The sequence below is a fragment of the Ammoniphilus sp. YIM 78166 genome, from assembly GCF_004522215.1.
GTDB lineage: Bacteria > Bacillota > Bacilli > Aneurinibacillales > RAOX-1 > YIM-78166.
Genome location: NZ_SDLR01000002.1, coordinates 592,804 through 614,147, shown reverse-complemented (window position 1 = coordinate 614,147; position 21,344 = coordinate 592,804). Strand labels below are relative to the sequence as shown.

Below are 21,344 nucleotides of genomic sequence, written 5' to 3'. Positions count from 1 at the left end.
TCTTACTTTTCCCCAGATGATCTTAGCTATTCCATTTTGTCGTATAGGCTTCGGGATCCACTCGCCACTGAGCCAATTCATTTACCTGCTCTTGCTGCAGAATTCCGTCTTCTTTCGCCTGCTCCAAGAGAGCTGTATAGTTGCTCATCGTCTCAAACGGATAACCAGCTTCTACAAAAGCTTTTTCCGCTTTGGCAAATTGGTATGAGAAGATTGCCAGTACCGACAAAACTTCACCGCCCGCTTCTTTAACAGCGTCCGCCGCCTTAATCGAGCTTCCACCAGTAGAAATCAAATCTTCAATGACAACCACTTTCTGTCCTGGCTTCAAGACCCCTTCGATTTGGTTATTGCGTCCATGCCCTTTGGCTTTGTCACGCACGTAGATCATTGGCAACCCTAGCAGGTCTGCCACCCATGCAGCATGAGGAATTCCAGCTGTAGCCGTTCCGGCAATAACATCAGCTTGACCATACTTCTCCCGGATCACATCAGCGAAGGACTCCGCAACCATCTTGCGGACTTCCGGATAAGACATGGTCATCCGATTATCACAGTAGATCGGAGAGCGTAGCCCTGACGTCCAGGTAAAGGGTTCCTCTGGTCTTAGGTGGACAGCTCGAATCTCGAGTAGCTTTTTAGCAATCTGCTTTTCACGTTGTTCCATTTTCATTCCTCACCATTTCTATGATTTGTGACAAGGCCGCTGCCGGGTCTTGGGCCTGCGTGACAGGCCGGCCAATGACGATGTAATCCGAACCGATGCTAAACGCCATTTCTGGTGTAGTAATCCGCTTCTGATCACCGGTGTCTGCCCCAACCGGGCGAATCCCCGGGGTAACGGTTATAAAATCAGTCCCGCAGCTTTCCTTAACCAGTTTCACTTCCAGAGGGGAGGCGACGACACCATCTAATCCAGCCTCCTTAGCTAATCTAGCATATTGCTGCACCGAATCAGCAATCGTCCCTGGAATACCAATCTGCTCATTCATCACCTGCTGAGTTGTACTCGTCAATTGCGTAACAGCGATCAAGAGAGGCTTAGGCCCATTACCCGCTCCTTTTTCTAAGCCTTCGCGGGCAGCCGCCATCATCTCCTTGCCCCCAGCAGCGTGGACGTTCACCATATCTACTCCAAGTGACGCCAAGCTTTGCATCGCGCCCTTAGCGGTATTGGGAATATCATGGACCTTCAAGTCTACAAACACCTTGAAGCCCATGTCTTTAAGAGAAGCGACGATGCTTGGACCAGCACCATAATACAACTGCATCCCAACTTTCACATAACTGGCTGTTCCTTGCAGCTTCCTCGCACAAGCTAGAGCCTCTTCACCCGCTGAGTAGTCTAGGGCAATAATGATTCGATCCCTTATGCTCACGATTTCCACCCCGCGCCAATTAATTCTGTGATGGACTGAACACCCATCTTATCGAGCCATCCTTCGAGCTCATCGATGATCGTTGGGCAAGCATACGGATCCACAAAGTTAGCTGTCCCCACCGCAACCGCCGTAGCGCCAGCCAAGAAATATTCAATCACGTCTTCCGCTGACTGGATCCCACCCATGCCGATGATCGGAATGTTCACCTGTTGGCTGACTTGCCAGATCATGCGAATTGCGACGGGTTTAATAGCAGGACCAGATAGCCCTCCTACTTGGTTGGCTAAGATCGGCTTGCGCGTTCGCAAATCAATGCGCATGCCGAGCAGCGTATTAATCATACTAAGCCCATCCGCACCCGCTTCCTCTACAGCTTTGGCGATCGACACCACGTCGGTCACATTCGGGGAAAGCTTCACGAACACGGGAACGTCGCTTACTCTTTTGATTTCCTTTGTAAGCTCCCCTGCAATAACGGGATCCGTTCCAAACGTTATCCCTCCGCACTTCACATTCGGACAGGAAATATTCAACTCTAGCGCTGCTACATTTTTCACTTTAGAGATGCGGTCAGCTACTTCAACATAATCCTCGGTCGTCGTACCCGCTATGTTTACGATAATCGGTGTGTCAAACTGTTCGAGCCAAGTCAGCTCTTCCGCCATAATTTTTTCTACCCCTGGATTCTGCAGCCCAATGGCATTTAACATCCCGCCTGGCGTTTCCGCCACACGGGGCGTCGGGTTGCCCTGTCGTTCTTCCACGGTTGTGGCCTTTACAGCAATAGCACCCAACCGATTCAAATCATAAAAACGAGAGTATTCACGCCCAAAGCCAAAACATCCTGAAGCAGGCATGACCGGATTTTTCATCTCGATTCCTGCTAGATTCACGGCTAAACGAGAGGAAGTCATGACAGCACCACCTTCCTCATTTCGAACACGGGACCATCGGAACAAATTTTATGATAGGACTTAGCCGAGTCTTCGGAAGCAGGACATACACAAGCCAGACAAGCTCCCACTCCACAGCCCATTCTTTGCTCTAGCGAGAGGTATCCCTCTTTATCGCTGTTTGCATATCGGTCTTGCAGAGCCTTCAGCATTGGAAAAGGACCACAGGAATAAAGAACATCCCAAGAGGAATTATCCAGCCCGTATTGCTCATTTAACAAATCCGTTACCAACCCTTTATGTCCTCTCGATCCATCGATCGTGGTTACATAGACTTCGCCAAGCTGACCTAGCTCTTCAACTAAGAATACTTGCTCTGCTGTTCCGAACCCTATGACGCTTGTTACTTTTACACCTTGCTTCACTAATCGCTTTGCCAAGTAAAGCAGAGGAGGAACACCTACGCCTCCACCGATCAAAAGGGCGTGTTCTCCTTGTTTTCGATGCCCAATAGGAAAACCATGGCCCAACGGCCCAAGAATATCAATCTCCGCGCCAGGCACAGATTCGCTTAGGATCTTTGTCCCCGAGCCCTCTGCCCGGTAAATCATATCCAGCGTAGCCGTTTCTATGTCCACATCGCAAATACTGATCGGTCTGCGGAGTAGAGGATCGATTCCCGGTCCGCATTTCACATGAAGGAATTGTCCAGGGGACTCCATCTGCTTGACTAAATCGCCTTGAAGGCGGATCCGGAAAACCCGGTCCGCCACTGGCTCGTTGCTAATTACGGTTAATAAACCTTTATCCATGGAGTACAGCCTCCCGTTTTGGCTGTATGAATTGCGGCATGGATTCTGTTCCGAAGGTAATCGTCTCAATGACGCGCAACAAGGCTCTGGCTGTGTCTAATGAGGTTAAGCAAACCACACCGTTTTCTACAGCCTCACGACGGATACGGAATCCATCACGCTCTGGTGTCTTTCCTTTCGTCAGCGTATTGATCACGATACTGGCTTCCCCGTTTCGGATCTGATCGAGAAGATTCGGTGTACCCTCTGTCAGCTTATTAACGGTTGTTACCTTAAAGCCTGCTTCTTCAAGAGAAGACGCCGTTCCGCTTGTAGCCATCAGCTTAAAGCCGAGATCGTAGAATCCACGGATGATGTCCATCGCCTCTTCTTTGTCTTTATCCGCCACAGTTACAAGGACACTGCCATGTACCGGGATTTTCATTCCAGATGCAATCAAACCTTTGTAAAGGGCTTTAGAAAGGTTTTTGTCACGTCCCATAACTTCTCCCGTTGATTTCATTTCTGGTCCGAGTGTAATGTCTACGCGACGCAGCTTAGCAAAGGAGAATACAGGGACTTTGACAGAGATATGCTCAGCCTCTGGATGATACCCTGGTGTGAAGCCTTCCTCACGGATGCTGTGACCCATAATCACTTTGGTCGCCAGGTTGGCCATTGGAATGCCCGTTACCTTACTTAAGAATGGAACAGTTCTGGAAGCTCGAGGATTTACCTCGATCACATACACTTGGTTGTCATGGATAACAAACTGGATATTGACTAATCCTTTGACGTTTAAACCCAAGGCAATTTTTGTTGTGATTTTAATCAATTGATCTTTAAGCTCCGGACTGATACTTTGAGGCGGGTACACCGCAATGGAATCTCCCGAGTGAACACCGGCCCGTTCAATATGCTCCATGATTCCTGGGATCAGTACGTCTTTGCCATCACAAATGGCATCAACTTCAACTTCACGCCCGAGCATATAACGGTCAATTAACACCGGATGCTGCGGATTAATTTTCACCGCTTGTTCCATATAGCTTAATAGCTCGTTTTCGTTATAAACGATTTCCATCGCTCTTCCGCCCAAGACATAAGAAGGACGAACAAGAACGGGATAACCTAACCCGTTAGCCGTTTCTACGGCTGCATTTACGTTTGTTACGGTCTTTCCTAGCGGTTGCGCGATCGACAGCTCACGAAGCAGCTTTTCAAATTTTTCACGGTCCTCCGCTGTATCGATGCTCTCCAAGTCAGAACCTAGGATTCGGACGCCATTCTTTACAAGAGCTTCAGCTAGGTTAATGGCAGTTTGTCCTCCAAATTGAACGATCACGCCTTCTGGCTTTTCTACATCAATGATATTCAAGACGTCTTCAATAAACAATGGCTCAAAATATAAGCGATCGGAGGTGTTGAAGTCCGTTGATACAGTCTCTGGGTTGTTATTAATAATAACCGCTTCGTAACCTGCTTCTTTAATCGCCCATACCGCATGAACGGTGGCATAGTCAAATTCAATCCCTTGACCGATGCGGATTGGACCAGAGCCCAATACAATCACTCGCTTCTTCTGGGTGTCTTCCCGCTCATCTTCTTCCTCATAAGTCGAGTAATAGTATGGGGTTTCGGCTTCGAACTCTGCTGCGCAAGTGTCTACCATCTTGTAGACAGGAACAAGACCTTGCTCCTTACGCTGTTTGCGCAGCTCATCTTCCGTTAATCCAGTCAACTCCGCAATTTTACGATCCACAAAACCAAGACGCTTGGCTTCACGCAGAAGCTGGAAATCAAGAGGTTCGTTTTTCAAACGGGATTCAAATGCTACGATTCGCTCAAATTTATCTAAGAAGAAATGATCAATCTTGGTTAATTCATGGATTTGATCGCGTGTCATGCCGCGGCGAATCGCCTCCATTAGCAGGAAGATTCGCTCATCATCTGCCACCGCTAAACGCTTGTCAAGTTCCTCTTGAGAGAGTCCTGTTGCTTCCTTGAGCTCTAGATGATAGGTTCCAACCTCTAAGGATCTTACGGCCTTTAGAATCGATTCCTCAAAGGTTCTGCCGATCGCCATGACTTCACCAGTTGCTTTCATTTGCGTACCTAGCTTACGGTTGGCAGAAATGAACTTATCAAACGGCCATCTTGGAATTTTGGTTACCACATAATCCAAAGAAGGCTCGAAGCAAGCAGATGTTCTCTTCGTCACTGGATTTTCCAATTCGTCTAGAGTATAACCCACAGCAATCTTAGCTGCCATTTTCGCAATGGGATATCCCGTTGCCTTGGACGCTAGGGCACTAGAACGCGATACGCGCGGGTTAACCTCGATGATATAGTACTGGAAACTATATGGATCCAATGCAAGCTGTACATTACATCCACCCTTGATGTTCAGGGCATTGATGATCTTTAAGGAAGCGGAACGGAGCATTTGGTACTCTCTGTCTGATAACGTTTGGCTTGGCGCCACAACAATACTGTCTCCCGTATGAATACCTACTGGATCCACATTTTCCATATTACAGACCACAATGGAATTGCCTTTATCATCACGCATTACTTCATACTCAATTTCCTTAAAGCCGGCGATACTTTTTTCAACCAAGCACTGAGTAATGGGAGAGTACTTCAAACCACTAGCTACCGTTTCCCTTAAGCTTTCCTCATCGTGTACGATACCGCCGCCTGTTCCTCCAAGTGTGTAGGCAGGGCGCACAATGATGGGGTACCCGATGCGATCGGCAAAAGCTACGGCTTCTTCCACCGTTTGAATAATGTCACTCTCTGGAACCGGCTCGTTGATTTCATACATGAGCTCCCGGAACAGGTCGCGGTCTTCCGCTTTCTTAATGGCTTCTAAGTCCGTTCCTAAGAGCTTAACCCCTTCTTCTTCTAGGATCCCAGCTTCGTCCAATTCCTTGGCTAGGTTTAGTCCCGTTTGACCGCCTAGCGTGGCGAGAAGACCATCAGGCTTTTCCTGGCGAATCACACGAGAAACAAATTCGACCGTTAGCGGTTCAATATATACTTTATCTGCAATATTTGTATCCGTCATGATCGTTGCAGGGTTACTGTTGATTAACACGACTTCTAAGCCTTCTTCTTTAAGTGCCTCACAAGCTTGCGTTCCTGCATAATCAAACTCCGCAGCTTGTCCAATCACGATAGGGCCTGAACCAATAACAAGGACTTTTTTAAGATTAGCGAGTAATGGCATAAGGGCTTACCTCCTTCTTGTGCTTTTCTACCATGTCGAGAAAACGATCAAATAGATAACCTGAATCATAAGGGCCTGGAGCCGCCTCTGGGTGATACTGGACAGAGAAAGCTGGCAGGGTCTTATGCTCTAAGCCTTCAATCGTGTCGTCATTGATAGCGATATGTGAAATGTTTAACTCTGTACCAACAAGAGACTCTTTCGTTACGGCAAAGCCATGATTCTGTGATGTGATGAAAGTCCGATCGGTCGCAAGCTCCTTCACCGGCTGGTTTCCTCCACGATGTCCAAACTTCATTTTTTCCGTGTTTCCTCCGCACGCCAAGGCGAACAGCTGATGACCTAAACATATGCCGAACAATGGATACTTTCCTAGTACATCCTTAATCATCGTAACAGCTTCTCCCACATCCTTGGGATCCCCAGGTCCATTGGACAGAAGAATTCCATCCGGGCGAAGTCGGTTAATTTCTTTTGCGTCTGTGTTATAGGGAACTACGATCACATCACAATCTCTTTGCGTCAGCTCGCGAAGGATTCCGCTTTTGGAACCGAAGTCCACAACTACGATTCGCGGTCCTCTTCCTGGAACCGTGAATACACTTTTGGTGGAAACACGAGAAACCTGATCGTTCATGTTGCCGGATTGCTGCAATGATTTTAAAAACTCTTCGACCTGAGCATCCGAAGTTGTAATCACCCCGCGCATGGTACCAAACTCACGAATCTTTCGGGTTAATCGACGCGTATCTATATCGCTAATCCCTGGAATATCATATTCCTTCAAAAGGGAATCCAACGTCTGCTGACTGCGGAAATTGCTTGGCAGCTCCGCATGCTCTCTTACTACAAAGCCATGAATAAATGGTCTTACGGATTCAAAGTCATCTCGGTTAATACCGTAATTGCCAATTAACGGATAGGTCATGGTCACAATTTGGCCGCAGTAGGAAGGGTCAGACAGTACCTCTTGATACCCTGTAATACCTGTATTAAAAACGACCTCTCCATAAGACTCTCTGGCTGCCCCGAAAGATTTTCCGGAAAATACGGTGCCATCCTCTAAAATTAATCTAGCTAACATTCGCTCCACCCTCTCTTTACTTAATGGTTATACCGTTTTTAGTACTTCTTCGCGCTTCCATACTATGGAGCCATCCACCATCGTCATCATGGGCCAGCCTTTTAGCTTCCAGCCCGTAAAAGGTGTGTTTTTTCCTTTGCTTGCAAACTCCAAAGGATTTACTTCGCGCTCGGTTTCTAGGTCAACGACAGTCAAGTCGGCTATAGCACCTTCTTCAAGGCGCCCCCAAGGCAAGCCAAACAGTTCAGCCGGTTTGCTTGTCATCTTGCTTACGATCTCTTCTAGCGTAAAATCTCCGGTTAATACGAGGTGTGTATAGAGTAAAGGAAAAGCCGTCTCCAAGCCCACAATGCCGAACGGAGCTAAAGCCAAGCCGCGCTTTTTTTCCTCTTCAGTATGCGGAGCGTGATCGGTTACGATAATATCAATCGTGCCATCTTTCAATGCTTCAATTAGGGCAGCTCGGTCCTCCGACGAACGAAGAGGGGGATTCATCTTAAAGTTGCTGTCCAGGTTTGCCGGAATATCCTCATCGGTCAAAATTAAATGGTGAGGGCAAACCTCCGTGGTTACTTTAATTCCTTTTTCTTTTGCGTAGCGCACATGGCGAACCGATTGTTCGGCACTGATATGGCAGACGTGATAATGAGCTCCTGTCGCTTCCGCCAAAAGGATGTCTCTTGCAACATGAATGGCTTCCGCTTCGTTAGGAATACCCCTTAGTCCATGCTTGGCGGAAAACGTACCTTCATGAATGGAGCCGCCTTTAGCCAGCGTCTCGTCTTCACAATGGGCAATGACCGGCAGCCCTGCCTTCGCAGCCCTTCTCATGCCCTCTTTCATCATACGGCTGCTCTGAACGCCTACGCCATCGTCAGAAACCCCAATAATGCCGCACTCCTTCATGGCTGCCATATCGGTTAATTCTTCGCCTAGCTCACGAATGGTTATCGCGCCGATCGGCAGTACCCGAACCACACCTTCTCTTTGGGCTTTTTCTTTGATATATTTAACGACTTCCACCCGGTCGGTTACCGGCTTAGTATTAGGCATACAGGCTATGGCCGTAAACCCGCCTCGAGCTGCAGCAGCTGTTCCTGTAGCGATGGTTTCTTTCGCTTCATAGCCAGGCTCCCGTAAGTGAACGTGCATATCAATAAAACCGGCCGACACCCATTTTCCCTTGACGTCGATCTCTTTGTGTCCTTGACTATCGATTTGCTCTGCTACCTTAGAAATTACTTTATCGATAATCAAAATATCCCGAGGGACTAACTCGCCATCTTGGAGCACTTTTCCGTTTTTTATCACGATTCCCACTCCTACACCCTCCTCTTTGCTTTCTTAGTATGTCTCGATCTGTTCAGAATATGGAAAGTTTTCACTTGGAATGTGAAAAAGGCTTCCCGTCACTGACAGGAAGCCTACGTATAGCATCAAATAAGGGAAAATTACTCAGGGTAATCCCTTGGTATAGACAAAACTAGTTTGTCTATAAATGCAATCCGACAACCTTGTCAGCCTCTCAGGACTGAGTTTAAAGGTTCTGCTATAAAATTTATAGAAAGTATCCCATGAACGGGGAGTTCTGTCAATAGCTACCTCAATTGACGCAATTGTTCCGCTAATTTAACCATGTCTTCTGGCAGGGGGGCCGTAAACTCCAGGTATTCCTCCGTACGTGGATGGTGAAACCCGAGAACGGCTGCATGTAAGGCTTGTCCTTCAATATCAGCACGTTCCCCTCTCTGTCCATATTTAGGATCACCTACCAGCGGATAGCCAATATACTTCATATGAACGCGAATCTGATGAGTACGTCCCGTTTCTAACTTTAACTCGACTAACGTATGCTCAGCAAACCTCTCTAACACCACAAAGTGTGTAATCGCTTCTTTGGAGTTTTCAAATACAACGGCCATTTGTTGTCGGTTTTTCGGGTCACGACCAATCGGAGCATCTATGGTCCCCTTTTCATGAGGGATGACGCCATGAACCAAGGCCAAGTACTTCCGATTAACGGTGTGTTCTTTGAGCTGATGCGCAAGAGAAAGATGCGCTTTATCATTCTTTGCGACCATCAAGAGTCCTGATGTATCTTTATCGATGCGGTGGACAATGCCTGGTCTAAGGACACCATTAATTCCCGATAAATCCTGGCAATGATGAAGCAACGCATTCACCAACGTGCCTGTATAATGACCTGCTCCGGGATGGACAACCAACCCTCTTGGCTTGTTGATTACGATGACATCCGAATCCTCGTAGGCAATCTCAAGATCCATTTTTTCTGGTTGAATATTTAACTCAACGGCAGGAGGTACCCGAAGCGTGACTTCATCATCTGCAGATAATCGATAGTTGCCTTTGGCAGGCTGACCGTTAACTTCAACTAGACCTTCCTTGATCCATTTCTGCACCTGCGAACGAGTCCAGTCTTCGCTTACTTCAGCCAAATACTTATCTATACGCTCGCCTTCTTCGCTGGGTTCGATTACCCAGTCATATCGTTCGAACGCTGACATACTAACCCCTTCTCTCTCTCTTCATTTCTAAGATGGTATCCCAGATCATAAGTCCAACACCGATCACAATTGCAGAGTCTGCAATGTTGAAAATGGGATAATTAATTAATGTAAAGTCTAGGAAATCCACCACTTCTCCAAAAAGCAACCGATCAAGGAAGTTTCCTGCTGCCCCTCCTAAGATCAGGGATAGCGCTAGAGATACTCTAGGATTATCTTTCCCTAACTTGCGTAAATAATAGATAATTCCTCCGACTACCAGCAGCGTGATCACAATAAAAAACCATCTTTGGTCTTGGAGAATCCCAAACGCAGCACCTCGATTACGGTGAGAGGTAAAGTGAAAAACTCCCTCAATTAATGGGATGGTTTGTCCTAATTCCATGGTTTTTACCACAATCCATTTGGTTGCTTGGTCTACCACAAATACAATTAGCGCAATCATATAATAAAGCAAGATAAAAACCCCCATCGTTTGCCAATATGTTCTATTGGCCTTTTAGACAATACTAGAATTTTAGCATAGGCGCTTACGAGGAACAAGAAAAGATCTCCAGCGAAAAAGGGTCCTTAATGGGACCCTCTTGATTTTAATTCTTCATATTTTTCCAGATACTTGAGTACCGTCAAGACAAAGGTTGAATGAGACCAGGTTAACGGCGCTACAGACAGAGGTTTGCCGTTATAGGGATCCAGCTGTTCAGGCAAGACACCACTTTCTAAAGCGCTAGCTACCACCCACTGAAGGGTTTGTAAAGGCTGAGCCAGGTCGTCAAGTGTCTCAGCTTTTGCTATTCTCCAGTCCGCCATCCATAAGGTACAAATAATCCAGGGATTGCCTGGAATATTGGCAATATCTTGCGATTTTTGAAAATAGTAATCATTTTGGTACCGGCAAATTCCTCCCACCTTGGAATGAACAGTCAAGCCTTTTTCCACGGCCTCCATTGTTCGTTCCACTCTCTCATCACCAGGATCAAAGACTTGAAAAGCAAAGAGAGAAAACAAGCTGCTTTCCAAGGTTAAATCTTTCGTTATGGATCCATCCTCGTCAACATAGATCCCGCGAATAAATCGTCCGATTTCTTCATCATAGAGGTAAGTTTCTATACCATGGCGAATCCGGTTCGCCGTTTCTTGATACCTTCTGCCTCGTCTGTCATCCCCAAACAAGAAAGCGAATTTAGCTGCAGCCATTAGCCCACCGTAAACGCTGGAAGCTGTGAAGGTGAATATTCCCCTTCTTTCTTCCCATAAGTCATAGCTAGCTTTCGGCAGATCCACGCGATCATCGACATACTGAGTAAGGAATTTGGCCGCCGGCCGTATCAGATTCGCATACAAGGACTGAGAAAACTCAATTTGCTTATGCTGAGAATAATGCTCCCACAGGGCAAACAAAACCAAGGCTGTTTCATCTTCCTGAATGGGAAGCTGATACTTGCCATTGTTAACATAGGGATGCCAGCTTGAGCCCACGGAGCCATCTGGATTGTATTTATGATGAAGATACCCTTCCTCCGTGAGGACCCTCGCACAAAACTCAAAGAAAGGACTGACCATCCTTTCATATCCTGCCTTCGTCATCGCATAGGCTACTAACGCTCCATCCCTTGGCCACATATAGCTATAGTGGTCACGATTGTATTGCAGGATATCGGAATCATTAGCGGCGACAATGGCTCCCTCTTGATCCGTTTGTGTTCTTACAATAAGCAGACTTTTTTTATAAAGCTCGACAACCTCCTCAGGAAGATTGTGAAAGGAGCGATTAGACTTATTCACCCAACGATGCCAGTATACCTTCACTCGCTCAAGCAGAGAGTCTGGTCCGCTGTCTAAAACATACTGATTAAGCTTTTTCACTTCACTCAGTGTTCTTCCAATCGAGATCCAATACCACATCGGTAATTTTTCTTGGGGATCCAGAGTTAAGCGAAAGCTCACCGTACTATCGACAGAACCCTGAGCGATTGGATTTCCTGAGAGCTGTCCGTCTTCCGCATCTCTCCAAGTTCCCTCGGCATGGTTAAATCGCTTAACCCCTGTGCTGAACTGATAGATGCCCTCATCTTGGGTTTTACCATTTATCATGATGTACACATTCCTCTTATAATGATAAATAGTCCGTAATAGCGGATCAAAGACGGCGGTATCTCCTACCTCTGTTTCATTGATACTATAGTCATGGTTAAAGAATAAGCGAACCTCTCGCGCATGAGACCACAGATTCCTAACCGTAATTTTCTTGAGATAGATGGTTTCACGCTGGTGGACCGCATCCTCGATGATCAATTGGATACCCAATTCCTGATTTTCCGCGATAACATTTGTAACCAGTGTTTCAGACTGGTAGGAGAGCTGGATATGCCAACTCGCTTCCTGGCACCAGCTAAACATCCCATCCGCCCATACCCCAATCCGGGAATAGTAACCTCCGATTTGGTTCAATTGACCGACATAAGGGTAATATAAATCTCTCATATTAAGGGATGCATCAAAATTAATCAGTAGTTTTCCATTTCCTATGACTAGAGGTCGGGGCATCTTGATCACATCCTAAATGGTTTGATATTTTTGGATTCGCTCTGCATAGGTTTGAGCCAGTGTAGAAGCGATCTCCTTAGAAGCCCCCTGCGTGATGACCCGAAAGTGAGGCTGATCCATGTCCGGCATGATGAGAACCCAACCATCTGAATCATACACCTTGATTCCGTCCAGCAATTCAACCTGCTTGCCCTTGATGTCTTCCATCATCATACGCATAACCTTTCCTTTGTTCTTCCAATCGCAAAACACAGCCTGACGGGCCATATGAAAGGCTGGGAGACTAGGGAGAATATCAGATAGGGGCAGCCTTTTTTCTGCTAGATATCCTATTACCTTCACCATGGTATAGAATCCATCGAACAGGGGTTGAAAACGAAGACTGCGTGCGGCTTGCATCAGTTCCCTTAAGCTCTCCTTTGTGCGAATAACCTCCGTTCCTAGCTTTTTGGCCAGCCACTCGATTTCTCTAGGGGCACTAACCGGAATTCCCATCCGCATCGGCTCTTTGTCTTCTGCTTCACGGTGGTGAATCAACAAATGAAGGGCAATCATCGCATCATCGCTAATTACTTTTCCTTCATTGGAAACCAGGGTGTATCTTCTTGCATCTCGATCTAGACGGATTCCTAAATCGGCTCTGTTCATCTTTACCGCCTCTGCTAACTCGCCTACATGGGAACCATCCTTTGCCTTCATCTGCACCACTCGGCACCCCATACTAGATAGCACCGTCATGGCTGAAGTGCCTAAAACCGTAGAGTCGTAGTCCAGTACGACAAGAAAGCTGCTGGTTCTCACCGAATCTAAACAAATCTCACGTTTTATTGCGGCGAGATAATCCTCGGATACATTGGGATGGTAAGAGTGCTTCCCCAGTCGATCCGGTGTTACGCGTACGAAATCCTCCTGCCAGTAGGCATTTTCAATTTTGCGCTCCATCGGTTTATCAATCGGAAGTCCATGATCATCCAGGATTTCGATCGTGGCTCCATCTTCTTGTTCATCCCCCATGCTGATATGGATACCATAGTCTACTTGATACGCCTTGACCGCGTATCGAGATGCAGCCGAAACTGTAACGCCAAAGTCAGCCGTATGAATTCCCGCTGCATTTAATCCTGCCCGCATCGTAAGCTTTAGCAGCTCAGAAAAAGGATGTGGACACGAGCTAAGGCTAACCGTCGCTTTTGGCTTCAGGGCTGTTGCCATGGCAGCCGTTAACCTAGCTGCAAAGTCCGGCGTAAGATCGATATTAGGAATTCCCTTAATCCCTTGAGAACTAAACAGATTTTTCGAGACCTTGCCTCCCCATATGAGAGAGGAATAGACCGTGGAGTTTTCTTCTACTTCTTTATTCGGCCAAATTTTCACTCCTGTTTTGACTAAGCTCTTCGCTCCAATCCGACAATCATCCCCCATCACGACCCCTTCAGCCAAATGGGTGCTTTCTCCAATTCGGGATCGGTGACAAAGTGTGGCCCCTACAATTTCTGCTTTACTTCCCACAAAATTATGATCCCAAAGAATCGCTTTACTCACTTGCGCTCCTTGCTTGATGACATTGTGACGGCCAATGACCGAATACTTATCAATTATTGCGCCTTCTTCAATAAAGCTTCCTCTCCCTAAGAAAACGGGAGCATGAATCGTAGCCGACTGAGGAATACGCACATCCTCTTCGATATAGATGCCAGGCTCATACTGCTCAGCCTTCAAGGTGGTTTTTACCTTTCCATCTAACAGATCAAATTGCGCTTGCCTATAGATATCCAAGCTGCCAATATCAGACCAATACCCTTGTGCAACATGCCCCATCAGCTTTTTCCCTTGAGTAAGCAGCAAAGGGAATAGTTCCTTACTAAAATCATATTCAATATCCTGTTCAAATAGTTGCAGCACTTCCGGTTCAAGAATGTATATGCCCGTATTGACCGTATCGCTAAATACCTCACTCCACGTCGGCTTCTCCAAAAAACGAGTGATCTTCCCTGACTCATCCGTCATGACTACACCATATTCCAGTGGATTTTCCACCTTGGTCAGCACAAGGGTCGCCACTGATTGATTGGCCGCATGAAACTCGATTGCTTCCTTTAGATTAAAGTCAGTTAAGGCATCCCCGCTAATGACGAGAAAACGGTCATCGAGAAAGCTTTCGCAATTCTTCACACTTCCAGCCGTACCTAAAGGACGTTCTTCCTCGAAATATTGAATGTTCACTCCTAGATCCGTTCCGTCCCCAAAATAGCTTTTGATAGATTCAGGCAAATATTGCGTGGTTACTGCAATGTCGGTAATTCCGTATTGCTTGAGTAGCTCAATAATATATTCCATGCAAGGGCGCCCTAACAAAGGAACCATAGGTTTAGGTAAATTGGAAGTTAAAGGACGGAGGCGAGTACCTTTGCCGCCTGCCATAATGACCGCTTTCATGCGCTTTCCTCCTTTGTTGTTTAGGAGATTACCAGATTCCCTGTCAATCCATCATATATCTTGATTGTTTGCCCGGCTAAAGCGTTCCAATCATATGCGTGCTCAAATCTATTAGTAGCTTCTTCCGCCATCCTTAGAAGCTCTTGTTCATTTCTCAATGCAAAAACAAGCTGATCTCTAAGCGAATCTACTAAACCAGGATATATCTTTAATCCTGTGACTCCATGCTCTACGATTTCAGATAATCCCCCTGTATCGGAAACTAGTAAAGGCGTATTGGCTGCCATCGCTTCTAATGCCACAATGCCAAATGGCTCGTAGAGACTAGGGAATACTGCGAGGTAAGCATGGTGAAACAGAGCGTTGCGCTCGTTGTCATCAATGAACCCCGTGAATAAGAATTTATGGGCCACTCCGTACTGGTTAGCCATCTTCTCTAATTCACTTTTCATAGGTCCTTTCCCAGCAATAATGAATTTGGCTTCCGGGCATTCTCTTAAAATATGGGGAGCTGCCTCGATTAGATATTGAGCGCCCTTTTCCCTTACCAGTCTTCCTACAAAAAAAATGATTTTTTCATCTGGAAGGGCATAGTGAATCCTAGAACGAAGCCGTTCTTCCTGCAACACCAAATTCGTGGGATCCACTCCATTGGCAATGACTCTTACTTTCTTTGCTGGAAGTTCAAATAATGGGATAACTTCTTGTTGCATATATTGACTGCAAACAATGACTTGATCAGCTTCAGATGTCAATTGACGCTCTTGGCTATGAATTTGATGCTGCAGTGCAGTATGAATCCCTTGGTTTCTGCCAAATTCGGTAGCATGAATAGTTGCCACTAGGGGGATACGATATTTTTTCTTTAGCTCTCGAGAGGCAGGAGACACAAGCCAGTCATGTGCATGCATAAGATCAAAGTAATGACCTTGATCAGCAAGATGTTCTACATAGCTAACCATGGCAATATTGAGCTGAAGTACCCAGTCTATAAACTCGACTCTATCACTTTCCAACAGACATGGGAGTCGGTGTACATAAACCCCTTCTAGCTGTTCAAAAGAAGGATATCCATGTACATGGCTAGTAATCACATGAACCTCTTCTCCCTGTCTTGCTAATGCACGAGATAAATCGTAAACGGCTCTAGAAAGGCCACCGATCACCTTCGGCGGGTATTCCCAAGACAGCATAAGCACTCTTCTTTTGGTACGATGCATCTCCGTTTCCAAGCCAGAAGCTATAGCTAATTTATGCTCATTTGCTGGCAAATAGACTCGATAGCTCAACTCTTCAAAAATAGGCCATGCCGCATCCAATTCCCCAAGCCAAGTCTTTGAAAGTTCCTCGTTCATTAGGTTTTCGAACAGTCGATGGAAGTTGCCCAGATGCTCGTGAACTCTTCTCACTGCATACGTAACCATCGATTTGTTATCCATAATAAAAGGCCAGTCACTGCTTTGAGCCAGGAGAAGCTGTTTTAGCGCTTGATTAAGTGCCCTCTCTTGCAGCACGGTAGGGGCTTGGAAGCGTTGGGCCAACTCTGCCATCTTTTTCTCTGCTTTATGCAAGTGCCGGTAGATCCAAGCATTATCTTGATTGATCCAAACCTCACCATAGCCGTTCCGACCCCAGCTTGAGAGCGGGAGATGTCCAGTATCACTTTGGGGATATTGCTCCAAGTATTCGGAAGGGGTAATCATTTGAATATGCTCTTGATCCGAACAAATCTTTCGGCAAAGATGATAAAGAAATTGGGGACCTTCATACCACCAGTGTCCAAACAGTTCAGCGTCATAAGGGGCAACAATAATCGGTTTACGATCCAACTGTTCATGAAGATAAAGAACTTGCTGTTCCCGATTAAACATAAAATGGCCTGCGTGTTGCTCGGCTTTTTGTCTGGCCCATTGCGGTACGTAAGGGGCCTTCTCGTCCCCTTTACCCGTAATCCGGTAATATTTCATTCCGGTATTCACTCGAATCCCCTTAGGATGGATATAGGGCTGAATATAGGACATCGGCAAATCAAAACCAATATCTCGATAGTATTCGCGGTAATCATAATCCCCTGGATACCCTTCATAGGTACTCCACACCTGAGAGGACGACTCCCTATCTCTGGCGAAGGCATGAACGCCGTAGCCTGTTGAGAGCGGAGCATAAAGTCCACGATTCGCTCTAGGCTTCGCATGCTCGATGGCATGAGAATCACAAAAGAAATAATCGACGCCTAATTGCTTCAAAATTCGATCGATTCCGGGTGTATAGCCGCATTCAGGCAGCCAAACTCCCCTTGGCCTATACCCTAAAAAGTGTTCAAATGTAGAAAGTCCACCTTCCCACTGTGCATAAATGGCTTCCTCCGTTTCCATGGCAGGCATAAATCCATGGGTAGCAGACGTAGTGATCAGCTCTAAAACCCCTGTGGCGGCTAGTTCCCTGAATTTAGGAATTAGCAAAAATTCGTTTTCATGAAGATACTGCTCGATATTTAAATAGGTCTTCAAGTACATAATGGCAAGAGGATTCATATCCGGATCTCTTCTTGTCCGAGCCACTTCTTTTTTGGCCAACTCAATCAATTTCTGCAAATGGCGCTGATAACGAAGTAGGAGCAAAGGATCTGCCAACATGGTCAATAACGTGGGTGACAAAGACAGGGTAATTCTATAGTGAACCTTTTCCTCAAGCAGCTTTTCAAAGGTTTGCAATAAAGGTACGTAAGTTTCCGTGATGGCCTCAAAAAACCAACGCTCCTCCAGACAATCTTCTTCCAAATGTCTGACATAAGGCAAATGGGCATGGAGCACCAGCGCCAAGTATCCTTTTTCTTTTTCTTTTCCTTTAACCAAAAGTTGTGTCCCCCTGTAACTAATAGAGTGTATAGGCAGAGAAATTTTCAAACCATCTGGGCTTTACTCTTTCATTTGGTTCTATCGCGATACGAGGCACCAATGGATTGTATTCTCCTGCCTCCTGGTTTGGCGGGGTAGCCTTCGGCTTGGACTGTACAAGGGGAAGGTAATGCTGACCGTGTCGTATTCCTCGTTCAGCGATATACGTACGCCCTGGCTGGAGCTCATGAAAAAACCAATTATCCGTTGCCGAATCTATCGTTATTTCTTGGCATGTGTGAGCATTCGAACCATTAAACCAGAGATCTGTCACATCATATAATCTTATTGCGTGATCAATATGCTCATAGGGCAAGTTTAAATAGTCGCTTAGCATGTTCATAACAGGCCATGTGATTTCCCAGTAAGCAAATAGAACCGTAGGGCCTTGAACCATTAAAGCCATTTCTAGTTCGCCGTAATAGAGCGGAAGCGTTTGGTGGGCTTTTTCATTTTTGGGTTGTTCAGTGTCCTGTTTCCCATTTTTTTGATACAACCGGTATTTGACTTGACCTACCGTGATGCCAAGCTGTTGAGCAATCTGATCAATCGTATACTTTTTCTTCCGCAGCTCCAAAATTTCACCCTCCATCCTTCGCTCCCCCTTTCTTTCAGATCAAAGCTCTTGCTTCCAAGTGTTTCCTACTTATTATAGGCGCCTTGAAAACGCAAAGTCTGTCAGATTAAGGTGTGGATTTACACTAATTTTGTCGAGAGATAAAAAAAAAGCCCGCAACAGGTCTATATGACCTATCGCGGGCTTTTCATTATTCTGCAGCTATATCAGCAAAATGCTCTTTTACGACACTGGCACAGCGCGGACAAATAGAAGAATGCTCTTCATCTTGCCCTACTTCAGGAGTGACGATCCAGCAGCGCTCGCATTTTTCCCCTGTAGCTTGCGTTACTTTCACAGAAATTTTCTCAAATGCCAACGAATCAACAGGAGCTTTCTCCGTGTAAACCTTCACTTCTGAGACAATAAACAATTCATCCAGACGATCAAATTTCGCCAACAGGGATGCCGTTTCTTGATCAGGATATAATGCCACTGATGCCCCTAGAGAATGCCCTATTACTTTATTCTTACGTGCTTCTTCTAAGGCCTTCAGCACGTCGTCACGTACAGCTAAAAACTGATCCCACTTCGCTTCTAGCTGATCATCCATCGCTTCCGCGAGTGGCTTTGGCATATCGGTAAGTTGAACGCTATCGGCATCTACTCCCGGGATATACTTCCAAGCTTCATCTGCTGTATGAGGAAGAATAGGTGCCACAAGCTTCACAAGGGAAACTAACACATCATACATAAGGGTTTGCGCGGCTCGACGAGCCTGCGAGTTCGGACCTTCAGTATATAGACGATCTTTGGATACGTCTAGATAGAACTGACTTAAATCAATGGTGCAGAAATTATGAACGGCATGGAACACCGTATGGAACTGGTATTGATCATAGGATTTAAGCGCTTGTTCTATCACGCGTTGCATCTTAATCCACACATAGCGGTCTAACTCTGGGAAATCCTTTACTTCCACTCGATCCGTTGCCGGATCAAATCCTTCTAGATTCCCTAACAAAAAGCGGAAAGTATTACGGATTTTACGATAGGACTCAGCAATTTGGGTCATGATCTTATCTGAGATCCTCACATCTGCCGTGTAGTCGACAGAAGCTACCCATAAACGCAAAATATCGGCTCCAAGCTTATCCATGACTTCTGCTGGAATAATGACGTTCCCTAGGGACTTAGACATCTTGCGTCCTTCACCATCAAGAACAAACCCGTGGCTCAATACGCCTTTATATGGAGCACGACCGTGTACAGCTACGGATGTGGATAAAGAAGAATTAAACCATCCACGGTATTGATCGGAACCTTCCAGATAAAGATCGGCTGGCCATGCTAAATCTTCTCTTTCATTTAAGACAGATTCATGACTTGAACCCGAATCAAACCATACATCCATAATATCCGTTTCTTTACGGAACTCCTTCGATGCACATTCCGGACACTTCAGATCAGCAGGAACCAATTCACTGATATCCTTGGTAAACCAAGCCTGTGAACCTTCCTCACGGAACAAGTTAGCTACATGATCAATCGTCTGGTCGTTAATAATTTCCGTATTACAATCACGGCAGTAGAAGATCGGGATAGGAACCCCCCATACTCTCTGACGAGAGATACACCAATCATTACGGTCTGCCACCATATTATGCAGACGTTGTTCACCCCACGCCGGAACCCATTTTACTTCTTTAATGGAAGCAAGCAACTGTTCACGGAAGCCATCAATGGAAGCAAACCATTGCTCGGTAGCGCGATAGATAACTGGCTGCTTACTACGCCAATCATGAGGATACTGGTGAGTAATAAAGCTCATATGAAGCAAGGAACCTACTTCTTTTAGTTTTTCAGTGATGATTTTATTCGCATCATCATAGAAAAGGCCTTCGAAGCCAGGTGCATCCTTCGTGAAGTGGCCTCGATCATCTACGGGACATAGAACATCCAATCCATATTTTTGGCCAAGGTTAAAGTCTTCTTCCCCATGGCCTGGTGCCGTATGAACGCATCCTGTACCAGCATCTAAGGTTACATGCTCACCAAGCAAAAGCGGAGAGGTGCGGTCGTAGAATGGATGCTGGCAAACTACGCTTTCTAGTTCTTCCCCTTTGAAGGTTTGAAGAACCTTGTACTCTTCCCATCCAATGGCTTGAGAAACAGATTCAACAAGCCCTGAAGCCAGAACAAGCTTTTCCCCGCCGGTCTCAACAACGGAATATTCCAGCTCAGGGTGGATAGCAATCGCTAAGTTCGCTGGAATTGTCCATGGAGTGGTTGTCCAAATGACTACCTTCATATCCTCTGTTAATTTTCCTTTTCCATCAACGACAGAAAATTTAACATAAATGGACGCAGAACGCTTATTTTGATACTCAATTTCCGCTTCTGCTAACGCCGTTTCAGAGGATGGGGACCAATAGACGGCCTTTAACCCTTTGTAAATATATCCCTTTTTAGCCATTTCGCCAAATACTCGAATCTGTCTGGCTTCGTACTCAGGCTTCAGGGTAATATAAGGGTTTTCCCAGTCGCCTCTTACACCCAAGCGCTTGAATTGGCCTCTTTGCCTGTCGATGAAGGAATATGCATACTCTGCACAACGCTCTCTAAATTCTGCAGCGCCAACTTGGTGACGATCGATCTTCTCGTTCTTGATAATGGCATGCTCAATAGGTAATCCGTGCGTATCCCATCCCGGAACATAAGGGGCATCAAAACCGCTCATCGATTTGTATCGAACAATCATATCCTTTAGCACTTTGTTTAAAGCATGTCCAATGTGAATATCTCCATTAGCATAAGGTGGTCCATCGTGTAGAATAAACTTCGGCCTGCCGGCTGTCCGCTTCTGAACTTGTTGATAGATATTTTTCTCATCCCATGCCTTCTGGATTTCAGGCTCTCTCGTTGGCAGGTTTCCGCGCATCGGGAAATCTGTCTTTGGTAAATTCAACGTTTTACTATAATCCATGCCGTTTCACTCCCA

The 21,344-nt window shown here is 46.0% G+C and carries 14 protein-coding genes; all 14 read right to left on the bottom strand.

What is annotated here, in order from left to right:
* Positions 1 to 22 precede the first annotated feature (22 nt).
* Positions 23 to 673, bottom strand: coding sequence for an orotate phosphoribosyltransferase (pyrE, locus tag EIZ58_RS09205; protein WP_134700302.1), 651 nt, complete (start codon positions 671 to 673; stop codon positions 23 to 25).
* A complete protein-coding gene (gene pyrF, locus EIZ58_RS09200; RefSeq protein WP_370297664.1) occupies positions 654 to 1,382 on the bottom strand; it encodes an orotidine-5'-phosphate decarboxylase in 729 nt (242 codons plus the stop codon). The genes pyrE and pyrF overlap by 20 nt, the downstream gene beginning before the upstream one ends.
* On the bottom strand, positions 1,376 to 2,296 hold the full coding sequence (locus tag EIZ58_RS09195; RefSeq protein WP_134700300.1) for a dihydroorotate dehydrogenase: 921 nt from the start codon (positions 2,294 to 2,296) through the stop codon (positions 1,376 to 1,378). Before EIZ58_RS09195 ends, pyrF begins: the two co-directional genes overlap by 7 nt.
* The gene (locus tag EIZ58_RS09190) at positions 2,293 to 3,087 is read right to left on the bottom strand and encodes a dihydroorotate dehydrogenase electron transfer subunit (protein WP_134700299.1); all 795 of its coding nucleotides are present in this window, start codon (positions 3,085 to 3,087) and stop codon (positions 2,293 to 2,295) included. Before EIZ58_RS09190 ends, EIZ58_RS09195 begins: the two co-directional genes overlap by 4 nt.
* Positions 3,080 to 6,298 (bottom strand): carbamoyl-phosphate synthase large subunit, encoded by a 3,219-nt coding sequence (gene carB, locus EIZ58_RS09185; protein WP_134700298.1) that lies wholly within the window; start codon positions 6,296 to 6,298, stop codon positions 3,080 to 3,082. Before carB ends, EIZ58_RS09190 begins: the two co-directional genes overlap by 8 nt.
* Entirely contained in the window at positions 6,282 to 7,382 is a 1,101-nt protein-coding gene (locus EIZ58_RS09180; RefSeq protein WP_134700297.1) for a carbamoyl phosphate synthase small subunit, read from the bottom strand. The genes carB and EIZ58_RS09180 overlap by 17 nt, the downstream gene beginning before the upstream one ends.
* A gap of 27 nt (positions 7,383 to 7,409) precedes the next feature.
* Positions 7,410 to 8,702 (bottom strand): dihydroorotase, encoded by a 1,293-nt coding sequence (locus EIZ58_RS09175; protein ID WP_134700296.1) that lies wholly within the window; start codon positions 8,700 to 8,702, stop codon positions 7,410 to 7,412.
* A gap of 278 nt (positions 8,703 to 8,980) precedes the next feature.
* Complete coding sequence (locus EIZ58_RS09170) at positions 8,981 to 9,907, bottom strand: RluA family pseudouridine synthase (RefSeq protein ID WP_134700295.1); 927 nt, start codon at positions 9,905 to 9,907, stop codon at positions 8,981 to 8,983.
* A gap of 1 nt (position 9,908) precedes the next feature.
* Positions 9,909 to 10,364 (bottom strand): signal peptidase II, encoded by a 456-nt coding sequence (lspA, locus tag EIZ58_RS09165; RefSeq protein ID WP_134700294.1) that lies wholly within the window; start codon positions 10,362 to 10,364, stop codon positions 9,909 to 9,911.
* A gap of 113 nt (positions 10,365 to 10,477) precedes the next feature.
* Complete coding sequence (locus EIZ58_RS09160; RefSeq protein WP_134700293.1) at positions 10,478 to 12,454, bottom strand: glycoside hydrolase family 15 protein; 1,977 nt, start codon at positions 12,452 to 12,454, stop codon at positions 10,478 to 10,480.
* Positions 12,455 to 12,466: 12 nt separating this feature from the next.
* Positions 12,467 to 14,890, bottom strand: coding sequence for a sugar phosphate nucleotidyltransferase (locus EIZ58_RS09155; RefSeq protein WP_134700292.1), 2,424 nt, complete (start codon positions 14,888 to 14,890; stop codon positions 12,467 to 12,469).
* Positions 14,891 to 14,910: 20 nt separating this feature from the next.
* Positions 14,911 to 17,745 (bottom strand): 1,4-alpha-glucan branching protein domain-containing protein, encoded by a 2,835-nt coding sequence (locus EIZ58_RS09150; RefSeq protein WP_134700291.1) that lies wholly within the window; start codon positions 17,743 to 17,745, stop codon positions 14,911 to 14,913.
* A gap of 19 nt (positions 17,746 to 17,764) precedes the next feature.
* A complete protein-coding gene (locus tag EIZ58_RS09145) occupies positions 17,765 to 18,379 on the bottom strand; it encodes a DUF4912 domain-containing protein (RefSeq protein ID WP_134700290.1) in 615 nt (204 codons plus the stop codon).
* Positions 18,380 to 18,554: 175 nt separating this feature from the next.
* Positions 18,555 to 21,329 (bottom strand): isoleucine--tRNA ligase, encoded by a 2,775-nt coding sequence (gene ileS, locus EIZ58_RS09140; RefSeq protein ID WP_134700289.1) that lies wholly within the window; start codon positions 21,327 to 21,329, stop codon positions 18,555 to 18,557.
* Between the last annotated feature and the right edge of the window lie 15 nt (positions 21,330 to 21,344).

Excerpts from the sequence above, each read along its gene's own strand:
- ileS (WP_134700289.1), bottom strand. The coding sequence starts at position 21,329 with ATGGATTATAGTAAAACGTTGAATTTACCAAAGACAGATTTCCCGATG.
- EIZ58_RS09160 (WP_134700293.1), bottom strand. The coding sequence starts at position 12,454 with ATGCCCCGACCTCTAGTCATAGGAAATGGAAAACTACTGATTAATTTT.
- carB (WP_134700298.1), bottom strand. The coding sequence starts at position 6,298 with ATGCCATTACTCGCTAATCTTAAAAAAGTCCTTGTTATTGGTTCAGGC.
- EIZ58_RS09170 (WP_134700295.1), bottom strand. The coding sequence starts at position 9,907 with ATGTCAGCGTTCGAACGATATGACTGGGTAATCGAACCCAGCGAAGAA.
- EIZ58_RS09155 (WP_134700292.1), bottom strand. The coding sequence starts at position 14,890 with ATGAAAGCGGTCATTATGGCAGGCGGCAAAGGTACTCGCCTCCGTCCT.
- EIZ58_RS09195 (WP_134700300.1), bottom strand. The coding sequence starts at position 2,296 with ATGACTTCCTCTCGTTTAGCCGTGAATCTAGCAGGAATCGAGATGAAA.
- pyrE (WP_134700302.1), bottom strand. The coding sequence starts at position 673 with ATGAAAATGGAACAACGTGAAAAGCAGATTGCTAAAAAGCTACTCGAG.
- EIZ58_RS09145 (WP_134700290.1), bottom strand. The coding sequence starts at position 18,379 with ATGGAGGGTGAAATTTTGGAGCTGCGGAAGAAAAAGTATACGATTGAT.
- EIZ58_RS09180 (WP_134700297.1), bottom strand. The coding sequence starts at position 7,382 with ATGTTAGCTAGATTAATTTTAGAGGATGGCACCGTATTTTCCGGAAAA.
- EIZ58_RS09190 (WP_134700299.1), bottom strand. The coding sequence starts at position 3,087 with ATGGATAAAGGTTTATTAACCGTAATTAGCAACGAGCCAGTGGCGGAC.